Below are 16365 nucleotides of genomic sequence, written 5' to 3'. Positions count from 1 at the left end.
TATTAAAAAAGCAGAATATACAAAACCAATAGTACAAAACACGAAGATATTGAATCTAAATATAAGTATAGAAAGCACTGAGTCAATGCCTGTAGAAAAAAACATATACGGAGCAAACCTTGCAAAGTACTGGGACGAAATAGGTCCTTGGGGTGACGAAGATATAAAAACCTTATTGACAGAACTATCGCTTAATTCAATAAGAAACGTTGGTGGCTTGGTACACTATCAAAGAGTATGGCTATCTGATGATCAGGTTGAAAAATTACTAACACCTGAAGAAAAAATTAATCTTCTTCCCAATAACGAAGTTAGAGGTTTTGGTTACATAATCTCAGACAGAGAAAAAACAGGTGAAGAAAAAGAGGTTCAAGAAATAACTTCTCCGAAATCAAAGTATGGAGGACTTTCTTACCTCGAGGGTTACCAAAACAAATTGCCGAGAAACTTCATAAGAGACATTGTGGATATATCAAAAGTATCAAATTCTAGTATTTCATACACAATAAACATGAAAAACGGAACACCCGATGAAATCTTGGAGCAAATATCTTTCCTGATAGACTCTGGTGTAAATATAGAATATGTAGAAATGGGAAATGAAATGTATTCAAAGGGAAATGATTACTATCAATCTGGAGACCCAAAAATACAAGCACAGTTAGCTGTTTCAAGATATCTTGATGGTGCGGAAGAATTTAGATCAAAAATAAAAAACGTCTATCCGGAGATAAAGTTTGCAGTGACTTCTGCTCCCAAAAAAGGATTTGAAGAGACCGCAGATGGTTTCGACTCTGATTACAGCTTCAACTCACAGTGGAATATCGCGCTCAACGAAGAAATGCAGGAAAGAAATTATGATACTTATGTAATGCACTTTTATCATGGATTTTTTGGTTGTAATGATATATACAAAACAATGGATAAAAATTCTATTTTTGAATGTTCCGTTAAAGAGCTGAGAACCATAGACAACGAAAGTATATCGAACAATCTAGATACCTCTATCCCTGTGATATTAGAGTACTACAGAAAAACTTTTGAAAACAAAGATATGATCGTAACAGAATGGAACATAAACCAAGACAATAGCAAAACCGGTGGCGCTCTAGCCAACTCGATATTACACGCAGCTTTTGTTGGTGATTTTATAAATCTACTAAATAAAGAAAACTCTGAGCATGGAAATTTTATAAAATTAGCAAACTACCACACGCTCTCAACCAGTGGTGGAAATGCAATGATAAACAAGCGCCATGTTTTGAACAATACAAAAAACAATGAGCCGGAAGATGTCGGAAATTTTGTTAGAAGGACACCATATTTCTCTTTTAGATCAATAAGAGATGTTTTCAAATCAAACTATGTGCCAGCAAAAATAACTATCCGAAACCTTTCACAAAGTGATTCTTTGTTAGAAGATATAAGAATGTATCCTTATATAAATTCTAAAGGGCAAATTGCTATATATATAGTAAACCTATCCTATAAAGATCTGGATTTTGAATCTATAAAAATAAATGAAAAATATATAGATTTAGAAAAAAGTACTGGTAAAATAGATTATATATATGGGGAAGATCCTTCTTACAGCAAGGGATATACGGAGTTTTCCTCAAAACCACAAACAGAAATACAAGAACTAAACAAAAATCTTGATAGGATTTCTGGCCAAATCATACCCGCGCAAGGAACAGGGACTATATATATAAACCCAGAGGAAAAAAATTCTATTCCTTGGCTTGATTATATAAAAATACTTTAATCTTTATTTAGCGTAGCTTTCTGCATCATTGAACTCGATAGAAAGAAGTTTTGAAGCTCCGTCTTTTCCGACAGTAACTCCGTACAAAACTCCAGCGTGAGACATTGTTTCTCTGTTGTGAGTAACTACGATAAGTTGAGAGAATTTGGAAAGTCTATCTAGCATAGAACCATATCTCTTTGAGTTTGCTTCATCAAGCGCAGCGTCAGTTTCATCTAGAACCAAAAATGGTGGTGGGTTTACTTGTGATATAGCAAACAAAAGTGCGATAGATGTAAGTGACCTTTCTCCACCAGATAGCATCTCTAGCTCTCTAACCTTTTTATGTGGAAGATTGACGCTTATCTCTATGCCCTCTTCTTTTTGTTCATCCTCATCTTCTACTATTTCATCTTCTGAAGAAATCTTCTTGGTATTTTTTACAAAAGATAGTCCTGCTGATCCCCCACCAAACATAAGAGAAAATAGTTCTTTGAATTCATTATTTATTTTTTGAACGCCATCTTTGAACCTATTGTCGAGTTCTACCTGGAATTCTTCTATAATTTTCTCTAGAGAAGAAATAGAGTCATTTATATCATCTATCTCTTTTTGCAAGAAGTTATCTCTTTCTACGACAGACTCGTACTCCTTCATGATGTCTCCAGAATCACCCGCTCCAAAAGATTCTAGTTTTATTTTTATCTTTTCTATATCTTTCTTTCTTGTGTACTGAGAATCTCTATTTGTTTCTATTCCTTCTTTCAATTCAAAAGTTCTAAACCCAAGTATAAACTCACCGATCAAAACACTTCCCTCCTTTAGTTCGTTATCGAAATCTACTTCTTCTTTTTTGAAAGATTCTTCCCTTACTTCATTTATATCTATTTCGGATTGGATATTCTGAAGAGAAGACTTGATCTCAAAAATCTTTCTTTGAGAATCCACAGAGTCTTGGTTCTTTTGGTCCTTGCTCGCCTTGAGAGACTCTAGTTTTTCTAGAGCCTTGAGCTCTCTTTCTTCAAGAGAGTTTAAGGTTGTACTTATTTTTGATTTTTCTAATAAAAGTTCTTTTATTTTTTCTTCGTGGTTTTCTATTGTGCTATTTAGAAGAACTGGACTACTGTATTTTTCAATAAAAGATTTTATATTTCTTATTGATCTTTCTATTGCGTCTTTTACAGAAGAAATGTCAGAAATTTTTGAGATATTTCCTAGTTCCTCCTCAAGATTTATCGCGAAGTCTTTTATTTTTGCAAATGGAACATTTGTTACTGCGTCTCTTTTTGCACTATCAGAAAGCTCTCTTTTCTTTGCTTCTTCCATTTCGAGAAGCACTTCTATTTTTGCAAAGTTTTTGTTTATTTCATCTTTTGTTTTTCTTATTTCAGAAATATCTTTTTCTATTCTTTCTTCTTCTATTTTAAATTGTTGACTTCCGCTTTCGGTTGGAATGTTTTTGCTTTCTTTTGCCAAAGAATCTTCTAGTTCTTTTTTCTTGTCATTCAATTCTTTACTCTTTGTATCAAAGAACTCCTTTTGACTCTTGATATAAGATTCTTCTATTTTTAGATATTCCGAATATTTAGAAGATAGATCTTCTCTTAAACTTTTTGCTTCTTCTACTTTTTCTACTTGTTTTTTCAAGAAACGAAGGTGTGGAGCAATTTCTCTTCTAGAAACTTCAACTTCTTTCAAGTGCTCTCTTGTTTTGTCTAGTTTTCTTTGACCTTCTTTTATTCTTATCTGAAATATCTTGAGTCCCAGAGCATCTTCTATCATTTGTTTTCTGTCTTTTGCAGAGGACGAGAGTATCCTGTCCGCTTCTCCTTGAGAAATTATATGGTGTCCAGAAGCTCCTATATTGAGAGAAGACAGAAGTTCTACTATATCTTTTAGTCTAACGTCGCTTCCGTTTATTTTGTAGGTACTAGAACCATCAGAAAAAACCTCTCTGCTTATCTCAATTTTTTCAAAATCTACATTTATAGAAGATTCATCACCTATTTTGAAAACCCTGTCTTTATTGTCAAAAACAATCGAGACACTCGCTCTGTTTTGCTTTGGGAGAATTTTTGATCCTTTGAAAACAAGGTCACTACCACTTTTTCCTCTCATGCTTTTCATGGATTGTTCACCCAAAACAAACCGTAGTGCTTCTACTACGTTTGATTTACCAGAACCGTTTGGACCAACAACGGCAGTTACAGATGTTGTAAACTCTATATCCGTTTTATTTCCAAACGATTTAAATCCTTGAAGTTTTAGTGCAAGTAATCTTCTCACAAAAATATTTTAACATTAATTTCTCCAGCCTCTATCATCTAGGGCTCTTTCGGCTGCTTTTTGTTCAGCTTCTTGTTTGCTTTTACCTTTTCCTTCGGCTGCCAACTCTTCACCAAAGAAAACTCCTACTGTAAAAAGTTTGTCGTGATCTGGACCACTTTCTGACAAAACTTGGTAAGAAGGCGTAACGGAAAGGAACTCTTGTGCTTTTTCTTGAACAAAACTTTTTGAATCTTTCCAAAGTTTCTTTTTTACAACTATGTCAGTAAGAGTAAGTATAGTTTTAGAGATAAACTCATCTGCTTTTTCATAACCTTGATCTATATATATAGCTCCTATAAGAGCTTCAAAGGCATTGGCAAGTATGAAGCTCCTGGCTTTACCAGTGTCTTTTGCTTCACCCTTGGAAAGTAGCATAAAGTCATTCATCCCGAGCTTTGTTGCAACATCGGAAATAATAACTGCATTTACAAGAGCAGCTCTGTATGAAGTCAGTATACCTTCGTCTTCATCTGGATATTTCTTGTAAAGATAATCAGTAACAGAAAGTTCCAAAACAGCATCACCAAGAAACTCGAGTCTTTCGTTGTGTTCAAGACCGAGCTTTGGATTTTCGTTTAGATACGATCTATGTATAAATGCTTGGGTCAAGATAGACTTGTTTACAAAAACAATACCTATCTTTTCCTCAAATGGAGTAAAATCTATCATATTTTTATTTTATTCTTTGCCCTTTTAAACCTCGTCTTTGGATATAAGATTTATCGATTCAGCCAATAGCCCTGCAACGTCATCGTAAACACGAAGATCTGCGAGTTCTTCTGGTTTGAACCACTTTGTATCGTCCAATCCACCAGATGATTCTAGTTTTAGTGGTCCGTATTTTGCTTCAGAAAGGAAGTAAAAAACATGCTTTCTAACTTTTCCTCTTTCTGGATGAGAAGCGATATATTCGTTCTCACCAAGCTGTTTTAGAACCTTGATATCTAGGTTGATCTCTTCTTTGACTTCTCTTATCACAGCTTCTTCTGGTGTCTCACCCTCCTCTACTCCACCCTTTGAAAGGGTCCAGTAGCCAAAAACGTCGTGAACCATAGCAAACATGATTCCATCTTTGCCTCGAGAGAAAACTACACTACCAGCTTTTTGATCTACAGGAATTTTTGTTAGATCTACTTCCTCTTTCTTTTTTGCCGTATCGTCTTTTCCTGGTTCACCCAGTTCTTTGTAGACAGCACCAAGAACCCCGTTTATAAAACGAGAAGAAGAATCCCCGCCAAAACTTTTTGCGAGCTCAATAGCTTCGTTTATCGCAACCTTTGGAGGAACGTCTTTTCTATCTGCAAACAAAAGTTCAGAGAGACCAAGTCTCAATATGTTTCTGTCTACAGGGTTTATTTTTTCGAGTGGCCACTCTGGAGCGGCTTTCTCTATAACATCGTCTATTATTTCTCTTTTTCGAACGATTGTTTCGATAAGATTGTGAACAAACTCATTGTCATCACTCCCTGGCGCAAACTCTTCCAAGTTTTTTTCCAGAGAGGCTTTGACAACATTTTCGTCAAAACCATTAAAGTCACCCTCAAATAGGGTTTGAAGTACGATTGATCTAGATAAATGTCTGTTTGCCATGGGCTAAAGAACAATAATTATGTTTTTGTTAATTTTATAATCCGTATAGCTCTTGATAGAGACCTGAAGCAATACAAGCCCGAAAAAGTATATTACTTCCCCGGGCTTGTACTACTTTGTTTTTTTCTTTAATTTCTTTTCCGCGCTCTTCATAGTGTTCAGGACTTTTCTGCCTTTATACTCTCCAGTTTCCAAAGAAGCTCTATGGCGTAGTCTTACTACACCTGTTTCTTTGTCCTCTGTAACTGCCTGATTTTTCACCTTGTGGTGACTTCTTCTATTGGCAGTATGAGATCGCGTATGTCTCATTCGAATAACCATACGAAGAAGACTATACCAGAAAAACCTGTATTTTGCAATAAAAAACACCGGTGCATAAAGCACCGGTGGTGTTAAAGATCTGATTAGATATTCCTGGAGAAATATTCTTTTAATCTTTCGTCTCTTCTGCTAAATCCAAGTCCGGCAAAACCACAAGCTGTTTTATGATCCAGGGATTTATTGTAAACACTGCACAATATCTCGAAAGCTCTTTTTGCCGCCTGGTAATGCTGGTTGAAAATTTTCTCCGCCACTTCTTCGGCGGCCATCCAGTAAGGTGGACTCGTTTCCCCTCCATCAGAAGACGTCTTCTTGAGCTCGCCCTCATACTCATGATGAAGGTAAAAAGCCTTGTAATGCTTTGGCGCCAAGTCTTTTTGTCTCGCCATGGTAAAACGAACAATCTCTGATTTTGAAATATCAGGAGTAAGCTCTGTTTCGTCGAAACATTCTCTGAGACATGTCTCTTCGGTTGTTTCTTCTTTTGCAAAAGAACACATCCCTCCAGGAAACTTAGGCACGATTATTCCACTAGAAATTCTGTAGTCAACGACCAGAAATTTCAATGTTGTGCGTTCAAACTTGTAGAAAATACTTCCAGAGAAAAATGTGGTTTTTTGTGACTCATTGAGAGGAACATCTTCGTATTCACCCGTTCTTTCATTTTTCTTTCTTTCAAAGAGTACTGATGTAAATGCCCTGATTTGAGCATTATCCATATCTTTATGGTTCATGTCGGTATTTTTTTGTAAATCGCGGAATTGCGATCTATTCTTCTTTATTATATCACAAAAAAGCCTTATTTGTCAATATGTACAAAGGTTTTCCTGTGGAGGCTAGAAATACCGTGTTTTTTAAGGCATTGATAGTGGAGTCTGGTCCCATACCCCTTGTGAACCTCGAAAAAGTACTCTGGCATGCGTATGCCAACCCTATCCATATGTCTGTCTCTTAAGACTTTGGCAACTATGGAGGCAAGGGCTATAAGAGGTATTTTTTCATCACCCTTTATTATGGCTATTTGAGAAGAGTACACTTTTGGCGCTACAAGCCCGCCGTCTAGGAGAATTATGCTATTTGATGGTCTTATGCTTAGTTTTTTGAGATTTCTTTTTATACCAGTCCTTATGGAGTGAGATATACCATCTCGATCTATGGTCTCAGAATTTACCAGAGAAATAGAATAGTCCAGTAAACCTTCCTTTTTCCACTCTTTTATCCTAGAGAACCATTCGTCTCTTTTTTGAGGAGATAGTTTTTTAGAATCTGGAATCCTGCCTATGGCTTCTAGCTTTTTGAGGAAACTTTCATCACACGAGATAGCGCCAACCGACACGGGTCCAGCAAGTGAACCCCTGCCCGCTTCGTCTATGCCTACTATCTTTTGTATCACGATACTAATTATACCAAACATAAACCAGTGTTGTAAGACTAGAGATGATTCTGTGTATTGGTATAATTTATTTATGTCATTCGTACACCTCCATACGCATTCACACTATTCTCTACTAGACGGTCTTTCGAAGATTCCAGATCTTGTAAAAAAGGCGAAGGAACAAAAAATGCCCGCTTTATCTCTAACAGATCACGGAGCGATGTACGGCGCTATCGAATTTTATAAAACATGTAAAAAAGAAGGCATCAAACCAATCATTGGTTTCGAGGCCTATGTTGCCAGAAGAACTCGTCATGATAGAAGTCCCGAATTCGATACAAAAAGCTACCACCTAACCCTCATAGCCAAAAACGAGAAAGGTTACAAAAACCTGATGAAACTAACTTCTATCGCACACATAGAAGGATTCTATTACAAACCAAGAATAGACAAAGAACTCCTAGAAAAATATTCTGAAGGAATAATTTGTTTGTCTGGTTGTCCTGGAAGTGAGTTTGTACAACTTATCAAAAATGATCGCATAGACGACGCAAAAGAATTGCTCAAATTTTATGAAAAATGTTTTGGTAGAGAAAATCTTTTTGTCGAAGTTATGAAACACGAAGAAGTGGACTGGTATATGCCACTTGTCGAAAAAATAGTTTCTATTGCAAAAGAAGTAGATCTACCGATTGTTGGAACATGGGACTCACATTACCTACACAAAGAAGACGGAGAAGCTCACGATACTCTAGTTGCGATAAATACTGGTTCAGAAGTCGGAGAAGCAAAGATGAGCATGAAAGACGGCGACTACTCTCTCATAGGGCCAAGTGAGGCAAAAGAAGTTTTTGGCGACATAGAAGGAGCGGTAGAAAACACCCTAAAAATAGCAGACATGGTTGATATAGAAATAGACATAGGAAACTTATACTTCCCTATTTTTGAAACAGAAAAAGGCAAATCTCCAGACGAAGTTCTAAAAGATAGATGTTACTCACTTGTTGAAAGTGTTGGACTAAAAAAAGACGATGAGGTTGTAAAAAGACTAGAATACGAACTCGGTATCATAAAAGATAAGGGTTATTCATCATATTTTCTTATAGTTGCCGACCTTATGCGTTTTGCAAAAGAAAACGGTATATATACAAACACAAGAGGCTCAGCTGCTGGTTCGCTAGTTTCTTATGTTTGCGGTATTACAAATGTTGATCCTCTTTTCTACAACCTACCGTTTGAAAGATTCTTGAACCCATTTAGACCGTCAGCTCCCGATATAGATCTAGACATAGCAGACAACAGAAGAGACGAGATGATCGAATACGCCAAACAAAAATACGGTGAAAACAAAGTAGCCCAAATAGGTACTTTTGGAACAATGATGGCAAGGGGCGCAGTAAGAGACGTAGCTAGGGCGCTAGGATATCCATACAACACTGGAGACGTCATATCCAAGATGATACCTATGGGATCCCAAGGATTCCCCATGACAATAGATCATGCAATGGAACTCGTACCAGAACTAAAAGAAATGTACGAGACCGACAGAGACGCAAAGATAATTTTAGACATGGCAAAAAAGATAGAGGGTTCAGCAAGACACATTTCTGTTCACGCAGCAGGTGTCGTTATCTCACCAGGAGAACTAACTGATTACACTCCAGTACAACTTGACCCGAAAGGAGGTAAACTTATAACCCAATACAATATGCACGCTGTTGAAGACGTCGGTCTGGTGAAATTCGACTTTCTTGGTATCAGAAACTTAGCGTTTCTAGCAGACTCTATAAAACTCGTAGAAAAAATATACGAAGAAAAAATAGATATAAACAAAATACCATTAGACGATAAAAAAACTTTCGAGATGCTTGCCAGAGGAGAAACAGAAGGAGTCTTTCAGTTGAACGGCGCAGGCATGACGCAAAAACTTATAAAACTAAAACCAACAAGCATACATGACCTAAACGTTATGGTTGCGCTTTATCGTCCAGGACCGATGCAAACCATAGATGAATATATAGAAAGAAAGCATGGTAAAAAACCCATAACCTTCTATCACCCAAAAATGAAAAACTTCCTCGCACCTTCTTTGGGACTTCTTGTGTATCAAGATGACCTACTTTTCACCGCACTTGAACTTTCTGGGTACGACTGGGGTGAAGTGGACAAGTTCCGAAAAGCCGTTGGTAAAAAAATTCCAGAAGAAATGGCAAAGCAACATGTTAGATTCGTAGAAGGTTGTATAAAATATTCTGGAATGAGTAAAAAAGAAGCAGAAAAAATCTGGGATCTATTTGAGCCATTCCAAGGTTATGGATTCAACAAGGCTCACGCCGCAAGTTACGGAAAGGTTGCTTACGAAACAGCTTATATGAAGGCGAACTATCCTGTTCCCTATATGACCGCCATACTGACAGCAGAATCTGGAGATATAGATAAAATATCGCCAATCCTAGCCGAATGTAAAAGGATGAAAATAAACGTTCTTCCTCCAAGCATAAATGATAGCTTTGGTGGATTTACTGTTGTATCTGAAAACGGAGAAGATTTGAAAGAATCGAGAGCTATAAGATTTGGCTTATACACAATAAAAAACCTTGGAACCGATATATCTGACGCAATAATAGAAGAGAGAAAGAAAGGTGGTAAGTTTTCTTCTATAGGAGAATTTCTGACAAGAATAAATCACAGAAACCTAAACAAAAAATCTCTAGAAGCACTTATCAAAAGCGGAGCAATGGATGTGTTTGGATATAGAGGTGAACTTCTAGAAAATATGGGAAACATGCTTCTTTTTATAAAAGAAGGAAATAGTAACAAAAACCAAGCTTCCCTTTTTGGAGAAACATCAGAAATAAACGAGTTCAAATTAACGCCAGGAAATAGAGCTGACATAAAAGACAAACTAATCTGGGAAAAGGAGCTTCTGGGAGTTTATGTTTCTGGTCATCCACTCGACAAATACGAAGAAAGAATAAAGCAAAAAAATGCAAAAACAATAGAAGAGATAACTAGTAACAAGATAGCTCAAAAATACTTAGTAGCATGTATGGTTTCTGATATAAAAGTGCACTACACAAAAACAAACTCAAAAATGGCGTTTGTAAAACTGGAAGACAAGACTGGAACAATTGAGGGTGTTATATTCCCAGACGCACTAAACAAAGCTGGAAGTAATCTAGAAAAGGGACAGATCATAGCAGCTTATGTAACTCTAAAGGAGAAAAACGGAGAGAAAAACTTGATAGTAGATGACTTGAAACTCCTAGAGTAATAGCTCCTAGAAAAAGGCCTATTTTCTGCTATAATCGGTCTATATATGGAGACACAACAAATGGAAAAATACAGGCATACTTTGGCCCACCTTCTAGGTGCTGCTGTTTTAGAACTATATCCTGGTAGTAAATTAACCCTTGGTCCAGCTATAGAAGACGGATTTTATTACGATATAGACGTAGAGGGTAAAATAAGTGAAGATGACCTAAAAAACATAGAAAAGAAAATGAGCGATCTTCTGAAGTCTTGGGATAGCTTTTCTCACAAAGAAGTGAGTCAAGAAGAAGCTCTAGAAGTTTACAAAGACAATGAATACAAAAAAGAACTTATTCAAGAAATCGGAGAAAGAGGAGAAAAGATAACACTATACACCTCTGGAGATTTTACCGATCTTTGCAGGGGCGGACATTTAGAAAATCCAAAACAAGAAATACAAAAAGGCTCATGGAAGCTTGATCGTATTTCTGGTGCATACTGGAGAGGAAGTGAAAAAAACAAAATGCTTACTCGTATATACGGAATTGCTTTTGAAAGTAACGAAAAACTAAAAGAGTTCGAAGAAATGCGAAGAGAAGCGGAAAAAAGAGACCACAGAAAAATAGGACAAGAACAAAAACTATTCTTCATAGACGAGATGGTTGGAAAGGGTCTAGTTATGTGGCAACCAAACGGAACAATCATAAGAGATGAAGTAGAAAAATTGGCTGTCCAAAAAGAAGCTAGCGGTGGCTACAAAAGAGTTGTAACTCCACACCTAGCAAAAAAAGAACTTTTCCTGACATCTGGACACTTACCATATTACGAAGAAGACATGTATCCAAAAATGGAGATGGATGATGGAACATATTATCTCAAGGCAATGAACTGCCCTCATCACCATATAATGTATCGCCATGAACCAAGAAGCTATAGAGACCTACCTCTAAGACTTGCAGAATATGGAACAGTGTACAGAAACGAAAGATCTGGAACATTGGCAGGACTACTCAGAGTTCGTGGACTTTGTATGAACGATGCTCATATATACTGCAGAAAAGACCAAATAAAAAGCGAGTTCGAAGCAGCACTAAGACTGACAATGGAATACTTTGAAATATTTGGCCTCAAGGATTATTGGTTCAGACTTTCTAAGTGGGATCCAAACAAAAAAGAAAAATATATAGATGAGCCAGAAAACTGGGATTTTACAGAAAATGAAATAAGAAATCTCCTTGTTGAAATGGGAGTAAAGTTTGTCGAAGCAGAAGACGAAGCGGCGTTCTATGGACCAAAAGTAGATATACAATTCAAATCTGTGATAGGTAGAACAGAAACAATGTCTACAGTTCAGCTAGACTTTGCAGCAAAGAAAAGATTTGAACTTACTTACAAAGACGACAAGGGTGAAGAAAACGGTGATGTATTTGTAATACACAGAGCTCCTCTTTCTACTCACGAGAGATTTATAGCATTTCTTATAGAACACTACGGTGGTACGTGGCCTATATGGCTTTCTCCAAGACAGGTAAACATAATACCTATCGGGGAAAACGAGTCTTCATATGCACATGAAGTGAGAGATATATTATCTTCTAAAAATATAAGAGTTGAGATAGATGAATCTTCTGACTCTCTAGGCAAAAAAATACGAAACTCAAAAATTTCCAAGACTCCCTACACACTAGTTATCGGACAAAAAGAAGTCGAAGACAAATCTGTAACAGTAGAAAAAAGAGGTGAAGAAAAAGGTGAAGTGCTAAAGCTAGAAGACTTTGTTAAAATGATAGAAGAAAAAATAATTACAAGAGATAACAACTTATAAAATATGTTCAAAAACAACCTATACAACCTAATGATGCAACTTACAGTCGAACACACATCACTCTGGAGAATCAAAAAAGAATACATGAAAGATGCCAAAGGAGATGCCAAAGCAACAGCTTTCTGGAAAAAGATGGCCAAAGACAAAGAAATGCACATAAAAGAACTTCATGAACTCGTAAAGAAAAATATGAAATAAAAAGCCCCTCCTAAGGGGCTTTTTAAAATGTGAGGATAAGTTTTGACAAAAACAAAACTTTTTCTAAAAAATTGTTTCTTATGGACCACTCAGAGAGCTTTTCTTGTTTTCCAGTAGATGGAACCTCGCTAAGCAAAATCTCGTCATCCATTGTACTCACAAGGAGGAAAATTTCTTCCTTGGATACTTTGGATGAATCTTCTTTACCACTCTTCTCTTTTGGAATGACAAGTTTGTTGGTAAATATTATTGCTCCAAGATTCTCTCTTGTTTCCGGAGTAAAGTACTCTGGCACAAAAACTACAGACATTCTTCCACCTCCATGATGAGAAAAATGAAGAATGTTGCAATTTTTTCTTTCGTGATGATGAATATGGAGAGTTCCATCTAACTCTTCAAGTGGATCCACTTTTTTAAGTGTATCCATGCTTTTTTGTAGCAGCATTGTCATTTATGTACCAATTTTCTACAAAAATAACAGAAAAAAACACAAAATACAAACACCCCTTTTCGGGGTGTTTTTATACGTCTATGTCTGCGTATTCTGCGTGAGATTGAATGAAACTCTTTCTAGGAGCAACATCACTACCCATGAGAGTATCGAAGATTTTGTCTGCCTCTGTTGCGTCTTCGATAGTAACTTGTTTTAGTATACGATTACTTGGATCCATTGTAGTCTCCCACAACTCTTCGGCGTTCATTTCTCCGAGACCCTTGTATCTTTGTATGTGCCACTTGTTAGAGTTTTTTGCTTTTTGCTCTTCTGCTTCTTCACTTTCTTCAGCGACTTCTTCCGTAGCCTCTTCTTCTATTTCCTCAAAATCACCTCCAGTTATTTTATTTTTTTCATCATCTGTATAAGCATAGAAAATTTCTTTTCCTTTCTTTATTTTATATAGTGGCGGTTGTGCGATGTATATAAATCCTCCATCTATAAGTGGTCTAAAGTATCTAAACAAAAGTGTAAGTATAAGTGTCCTGATGTGAGATCCGTCAACGTCGGCATCTGTTGCTATAATAACTTTGTGATATCTAAGTTTATCAATGTCGAACATTTCTCCTATAGATGTACCTAGTGCAACAACCAAGTTCTTTACTTGTTCAGAAGAAAGGATCTTGTCGAGCCTTGCTCTCTCTATGTTCAAAATTTTTCCTCTGAGAGGAAGAACCGCCTGTGTTGTTCTGTCTCTACCTGTTTTTGCTGTACCGCCCGCAGAGTCTCCCTCTACAATAAATATTTCTGAATCTGCTGCATTTTTAGAAGAACAGTCAGCAAGTTTTCCGGGGAGTGTCATTCCTTCTAGTGCACCCTTTCTCAAAACAGAATCCTTGGCTGCCTTTGCTGCTTTTCTTGCTCTTACCGCAAGAAGGGCTTTGTTTATTATAGCTTTTGCTTCTTCTGGCTTCTCTTCTAGAAAAGCTCCAAATGCATCTCCAAAAACAGTAGCCACAGCCCCCTGAGCCTCTGTAGATCCAAGTTTTGCCTTTGTCTGACCTTCGAATTGTATCTCTTCCAATTTTACAGATATAGATGCAACAAGTCCTTCTAGTACGTCTTCTCCAGTGAAGCTTCCGTCAGATTCTTTGACTAGATTATTTTTCTTTGCGTAAGTGTTTAGAAGTCTTGTAAGTGCAGTTTTAAAACCAGTTACGTGTGTTCCCCCTTCTGATTGATATATATTGTTTGCAAAAGGAATAATTTTTGTATCTATATCATCTATATACTGAAGTGCAACTTCCACACCAACACCACTGTCTTCTTTTTCTACATAAAATATTGTTGAGTGAACAGGTTTATCATCTCTGTTTTGGAATCTTATAAGAGAAACTAGTCCTCCATCAAAGCAAAAACTCATATCCGGATAAGGTAATTGCAGGTCTTCTAGATAAATTGCTTCATCTATAGATTCACCTTTCTCGAGTCCACCATCCCATTCTCGCAAATCTAGAATTGAAATCCTCAAGCCTTTTACAAGGTATGCTTGTTGTCTCATGTGATTTACTACCTTATTCCAGTCAAACTTTATTTCTTTGAAAATTTCTATATCTGGCTCAAAAGTAACTATTGTTCCTGTGTAGTCACTTTTTCCAACTTTTTTGACGTTATATTTTTTTATACCCTTAGAATATTCTTGGATGAATTTAGAACCATCTCTATGAACTTCTGCCTTCATATAAACAGATAGAGCGTTTACAACAGAAGCACCCACACCGTGAAGACCTCCAGAAACCTTGTATCCTTCTCCACCAAACTTACCTCCAGCGTGAAGAGTTGTCATGATTGTTTCAAGAGCTGAAACTTTAGTCTTAGAGTGAGTATCAGTTGGTATACCTCTACCGTTGTCTACTACTCTTATTTTATTTCCAGGAAGGAGGGCTATTTCTATACGATCACAAAAACCTCCCATGGCCTCGTCACGAGAGTTATCGAAAATCTCCCAAATCAAGTGATGAAGACCTTCTGGGCCAGTTGTACCGATATACATTCCGGGCCTTTTTCTTACTGGCTCTAGGCCTTCTAGTACTGATATCTGATCTGCTCCGTATTTAGATTCTTTTTTTTCTTTCGGCATTGAAAATAAAGGGTTTTTTTCTAATTTAGACCTCTAAATTATACCAAAAAATAGCCAATTTTAGTACCTTTACAAAACGCTATTTTATTGTTATTGAATAGTATCTTCTGGGGTTTCTTCTACCACCTCTGGAGCTTCTTCGGGTGTCTCTTCTACGACTTCTTCTGGAGTTTCCTCTACTGGCTCAATTTCTTCTATAATCTCTTCTTCTACTATTTCTTCTTCAGTATTATCCTCCACAACTTCTTCCTCAATATCTACTATTTCTTCTTCTACTACTTCTTCTTCGATATTTTCTTCGACGGGCTCTTCTTCTGTTATTTCTTCTATTACTTCTTCGCTTCCAGAAGAAGAATTATTTTCTTGGTTATACAAAACATCGTCGCAAGATCCTTGTTCTTTCTTTAGAGTTCCATTCTTTACATATATACAATACAAGTCATCGCCAGAACCGACTTCTAGTTCTTCTACCGTAAGTGTTTTGGTTGTTAGTTTTTCTATAAACGCTTCTGCCATACTTATAGTACTTGAAACAACGTAGTTAACTCTATTTCCAAAACTTCCGCTCTTTAGTACATCCACCTCCTCTTTCAAGTCTTGTACAGCTTTGACGATAAGTGGAGTTAGTTTTGAGTAATCAACCATGTAGTATCCATCGTCTTCATTTGGAAGAGTAACAGCAAGTGGATAGACGTCATATAGTTCTTGAGCTATGAAACCGTGAGTTAACTTGTGTGAAGAGTCTGCTTTCCATGTGAAGTCTCTGACTTGTACATTCATAAGGTCATCTATAGATAGGTCTGTGTCTACGATGTTTTCCTTTAGTCTTCTGTCAGATGTTGTGTTGTATGCAGTTGCAGAAGATCCAAATGTAATAGATCCAACTGTTGTACCATCTCCATCAGCAAAACCTATGAGTGTTGAGGTAGATGCAGCAGTATGATCGTCGACTCCTGCTTGTATAAATAGTCCGCTTCTTGTTGTTGCATTTCCATCGTTGAATATACCCGAAGCATAGCTTGCGACATCTGCGTCTATGTCGAATCTATAGTCGGGTGATGAGTCTCCGATACCGATTGAACCTGTTGAGATGGTGGTACCAGTTCCGTCTATGCTTGTACCGTAGATTATGTTGCCGATAATCATGTTATTTGATCCA

13 protein-coding genes are annotated in these 16365 nt (G+C 36.8%); 4 read left to right on the top strand and 9 right to left on the bottom strand.

From position 1 onward, the window contains the following. Window positions 1–85: 85 nt before the first annotated feature. Window positions 86–1765 (top strand): hypothetical protein, encoded by a 1680-nt coding sequence (locus H6791_00065; GenBank protein USN94817.1) that lies wholly within the window; start codon window positions 86–88, stop codon window positions 1763–1765. Window positions 1766–1768: 3 nt separating this feature from the next. Here the strand turns inward: H6791_00065 and H6791_00060 are convergent, their stop codons facing one another. The 6 genes from H6791_00060 to H6791_00035 all read right to left on the bottom strand — a co-directional run bounded on the left by H6791_00060 (window position 1769) and on the right by H6791_00035 (window position 7397). Next, complete coding sequence (locus H6791_00060) at window positions 1769–4030, bottom strand: AAA family ATPase (GenBank protein USN94816.1); 2262 nt, start codon at window positions 4028–4030, stop codon at window positions 1769–1771. Between the two features lie 15 nt (window positions 4031–4045). Next, window positions 4046–4741, bottom strand: coding sequence for a ribonuclease III (rnc, locus tag H6791_00055; GenBank protein ID USN94815.1), 696 nt, complete (start codon window positions 4739–4741; stop codon window positions 4046–4048). A gap of 24 nt (window positions 4742–4765) precedes the next feature. Next, the gene (gene nusB, locus H6791_00050) at window positions 4766–5662 is read right to left on the bottom strand and encodes a transcription antitermination factor NusB (protein ID USN94814.1); all 897 of its coding nucleotides are present in this window, start codon (window positions 5660–5662) and stop codon (window positions 4766–4768) included. Between the two features lie 111 nt (window positions 5663–5773). After that, on the bottom strand, window positions 5774–5983 hold the full coding sequence (gene rpmF / locus H6791_00045) for a 50S ribosomal protein L32 (protein ID USN94813.1): 210 nt from the start codon (window positions 5981–5983) through the stop codon (window positions 5774–5776). 83 nt (window positions 5984–6066) lie between these two features. Further along, entirely contained in the window at window positions 6067–6717 is a 651-nt protein-coding gene (locus H6791_00040) for an NUDIX domain-containing protein (protein USN94812.1), read from the bottom strand. A gap of 65 nt (window positions 6718–6782) precedes the next feature. Next, on the bottom strand, window positions 6783–7397 hold the full coding sequence (locus H6791_00035; GenBank protein ID USN94811.1) for a ribonuclease HII: 615 nt from the start codon (window positions 7395–7397) through the stop codon (window positions 6783–6785). A 52-nt stretch (window positions 7398–7449) separates the two neighbouring features. On the opposite strand from H6791_00035, the gene dnaE reads away from it, so the two are divergent. From dnaE to H6791_00020, 3 genes are read left to right on the top strand one after another with little or no spacing between them, the layout of a single operon-like run. Beyond that, window positions 7450–10632: a DNA polymerase III subunit alpha gene (dnaE, locus tag H6791_00030; protein USN94810.1), complete on the top strand. Its 3183-nt coding sequence runs from the start codon at window positions 7450–7452 to the stop codon at window positions 10630–10632. Window positions 10633–10677: 45 nt separating this feature from the next. Next, entirely contained in the window at window positions 10678–12435 is a 1758-nt protein-coding gene (locus H6791_00025) for a threonine--tRNA ligase (GenBank protein USN94809.1), read from the top strand. A gap of 3 nt (window positions 12436–12438) precedes the next feature. After that, window positions 12439–12633: a hypothetical protein gene (locus H6791_00020; protein USN94808.1), complete on the top strand. Its 195-nt coding sequence runs from the start codon at window positions 12439–12441 to the stop codon at window positions 12631–12633. Window positions 12634–12655: 22 nt separating this feature from the next. Here the strand turns inward: H6791_00020 and H6791_00015 are convergent, their stop codons facing one another. The 3 genes from H6791_00015 to H6791_00005 form a co-directional block, all read right to left on the bottom strand. Next, window positions 12656–13060 carry a hypothetical protein gene (locus tag H6791_00015; protein ID USN94807.1) on the bottom strand — a complete coding sequence of 135 codons (405 nt, stop codon included), beginning with the start codon at window positions 13058–13060 and terminating at the stop codon, window positions 12656–12658. 94 nt (window positions 13061–13154) lie between these two features. Next, window positions 13155–15206 (bottom strand): type IIA DNA topoisomerase subunit B, encoded by a 2052-nt coding sequence (locus tag H6791_00010; GenBank protein ID USN94806.1) that lies wholly within the window; start codon window positions 15204–15206, stop codon window positions 13155–13157. A gap of 90 nt (window positions 15207–15296) precedes the next feature. Continuing rightward, window positions 15297–16352 carry a tail fiber domain-containing protein gene (locus tag H6791_00005; GenBank protein USN94805.1) on the bottom strand — a complete coding sequence of 352 codons (1056 nt, stop codon included), beginning with the start codon at window positions 16350–16352 and terminating at the stop codon, window positions 15297–15299. Window positions 16353–16365: the final 13 nt, after the last annotated feature.

The sequence above is a fragment of the Candidatus Nomurabacteria bacterium genome, assembly GCA_023898605.1.
Taxonomy (GTDB): Bacteria; Patescibacteriota; Minisyncoccia; order Phycocordibacterales; family UBA9973; genus HK-STAS-PATE-34.
This window is presented reverse-complemented; position numbering and strand designations above follow the sequence as displayed.

What these genes read in the sequence shown, in the direction of transcription:
- H6791_00065 (USN94817.1), top strand. Translation starts at nt 86, where the DNA reads ATGCCTGTAGAAAAAAACATATACGGAGCAAACCTTGCAAAGTACTGG.
- rnc (USN94815.1), bottom strand. Translation starts at nt 4,741, where the DNA reads ATGATAGATTTTACTCCATTTGAGGAAAAGATAGGTATTGTTTTTGTA.
- nusB (USN94814.1), bottom strand. Translation starts at nt 5,662, where the DNA reads ATGGCAAACAGACATTTATCTAGATCAATCGTACTTCAAACCCTATTT.
- rpmF (USN94813.1), bottom strand. Translation starts at nt 5,983, where the DNA reads ATGGTTATTCGAATGAGACATACGCGATCTCATACTGCCAATAGAAGA.
- H6791_00040 (USN94812.1), bottom strand. Translation starts at nt 6,717, where the DNA reads ATGAACCATAAAGATATGGATAATGCTCAAATCAGGGCATTTACATCA.
- H6791_00035 (USN94811.1), bottom strand. Translation starts at nt 7,397, where the DNA reads ATGTTTGGTATAATTAGTATCGTGATACAAAAGATAGTAGGCATAGAC.
- dnaE (USN94810.1), top strand. Translation starts at nt 7,450, where the DNA reads ATGTCATTCGTACACCTCCATACGCATTCACACTATTCTCTACTAGAC.
- H6791_00025 (USN94809.1), top strand. Translation starts at nt 10,678, where the DNA reads ATGGAGACACAACAAATGGAAAAATACAGGCATACTTTGGCCCACCTT.
- H6791_00020 (USN94808.1), top strand. Translation starts at nt 12,439, where the DNA reads ATGTTCAAAAACAACCTATACAACCTAATGATGCAACTTACAGTCGAA.
- H6791_00015 (USN94807.1), bottom strand. Translation starts at nt 13,060, where the DNA reads ATGGATACACTTAAAAAAGTGGATCCACTTGAAGAGTTAGATGGAACT.
- H6791_00010 (USN94806.1), bottom strand. Translation starts at nt 15,206, where the DNA reads ATGCCGAAAGAAAAAAAAGAATCTAAATACGGAGCAGATCAGATATCA.
- H6791_00005 (USN94805.1), bottom strand. Translation starts at nt 16,352, where the DNA reads ATGATTATCGGCAACATAATCTACGGTACAAGCATAGACGGAACTGGT.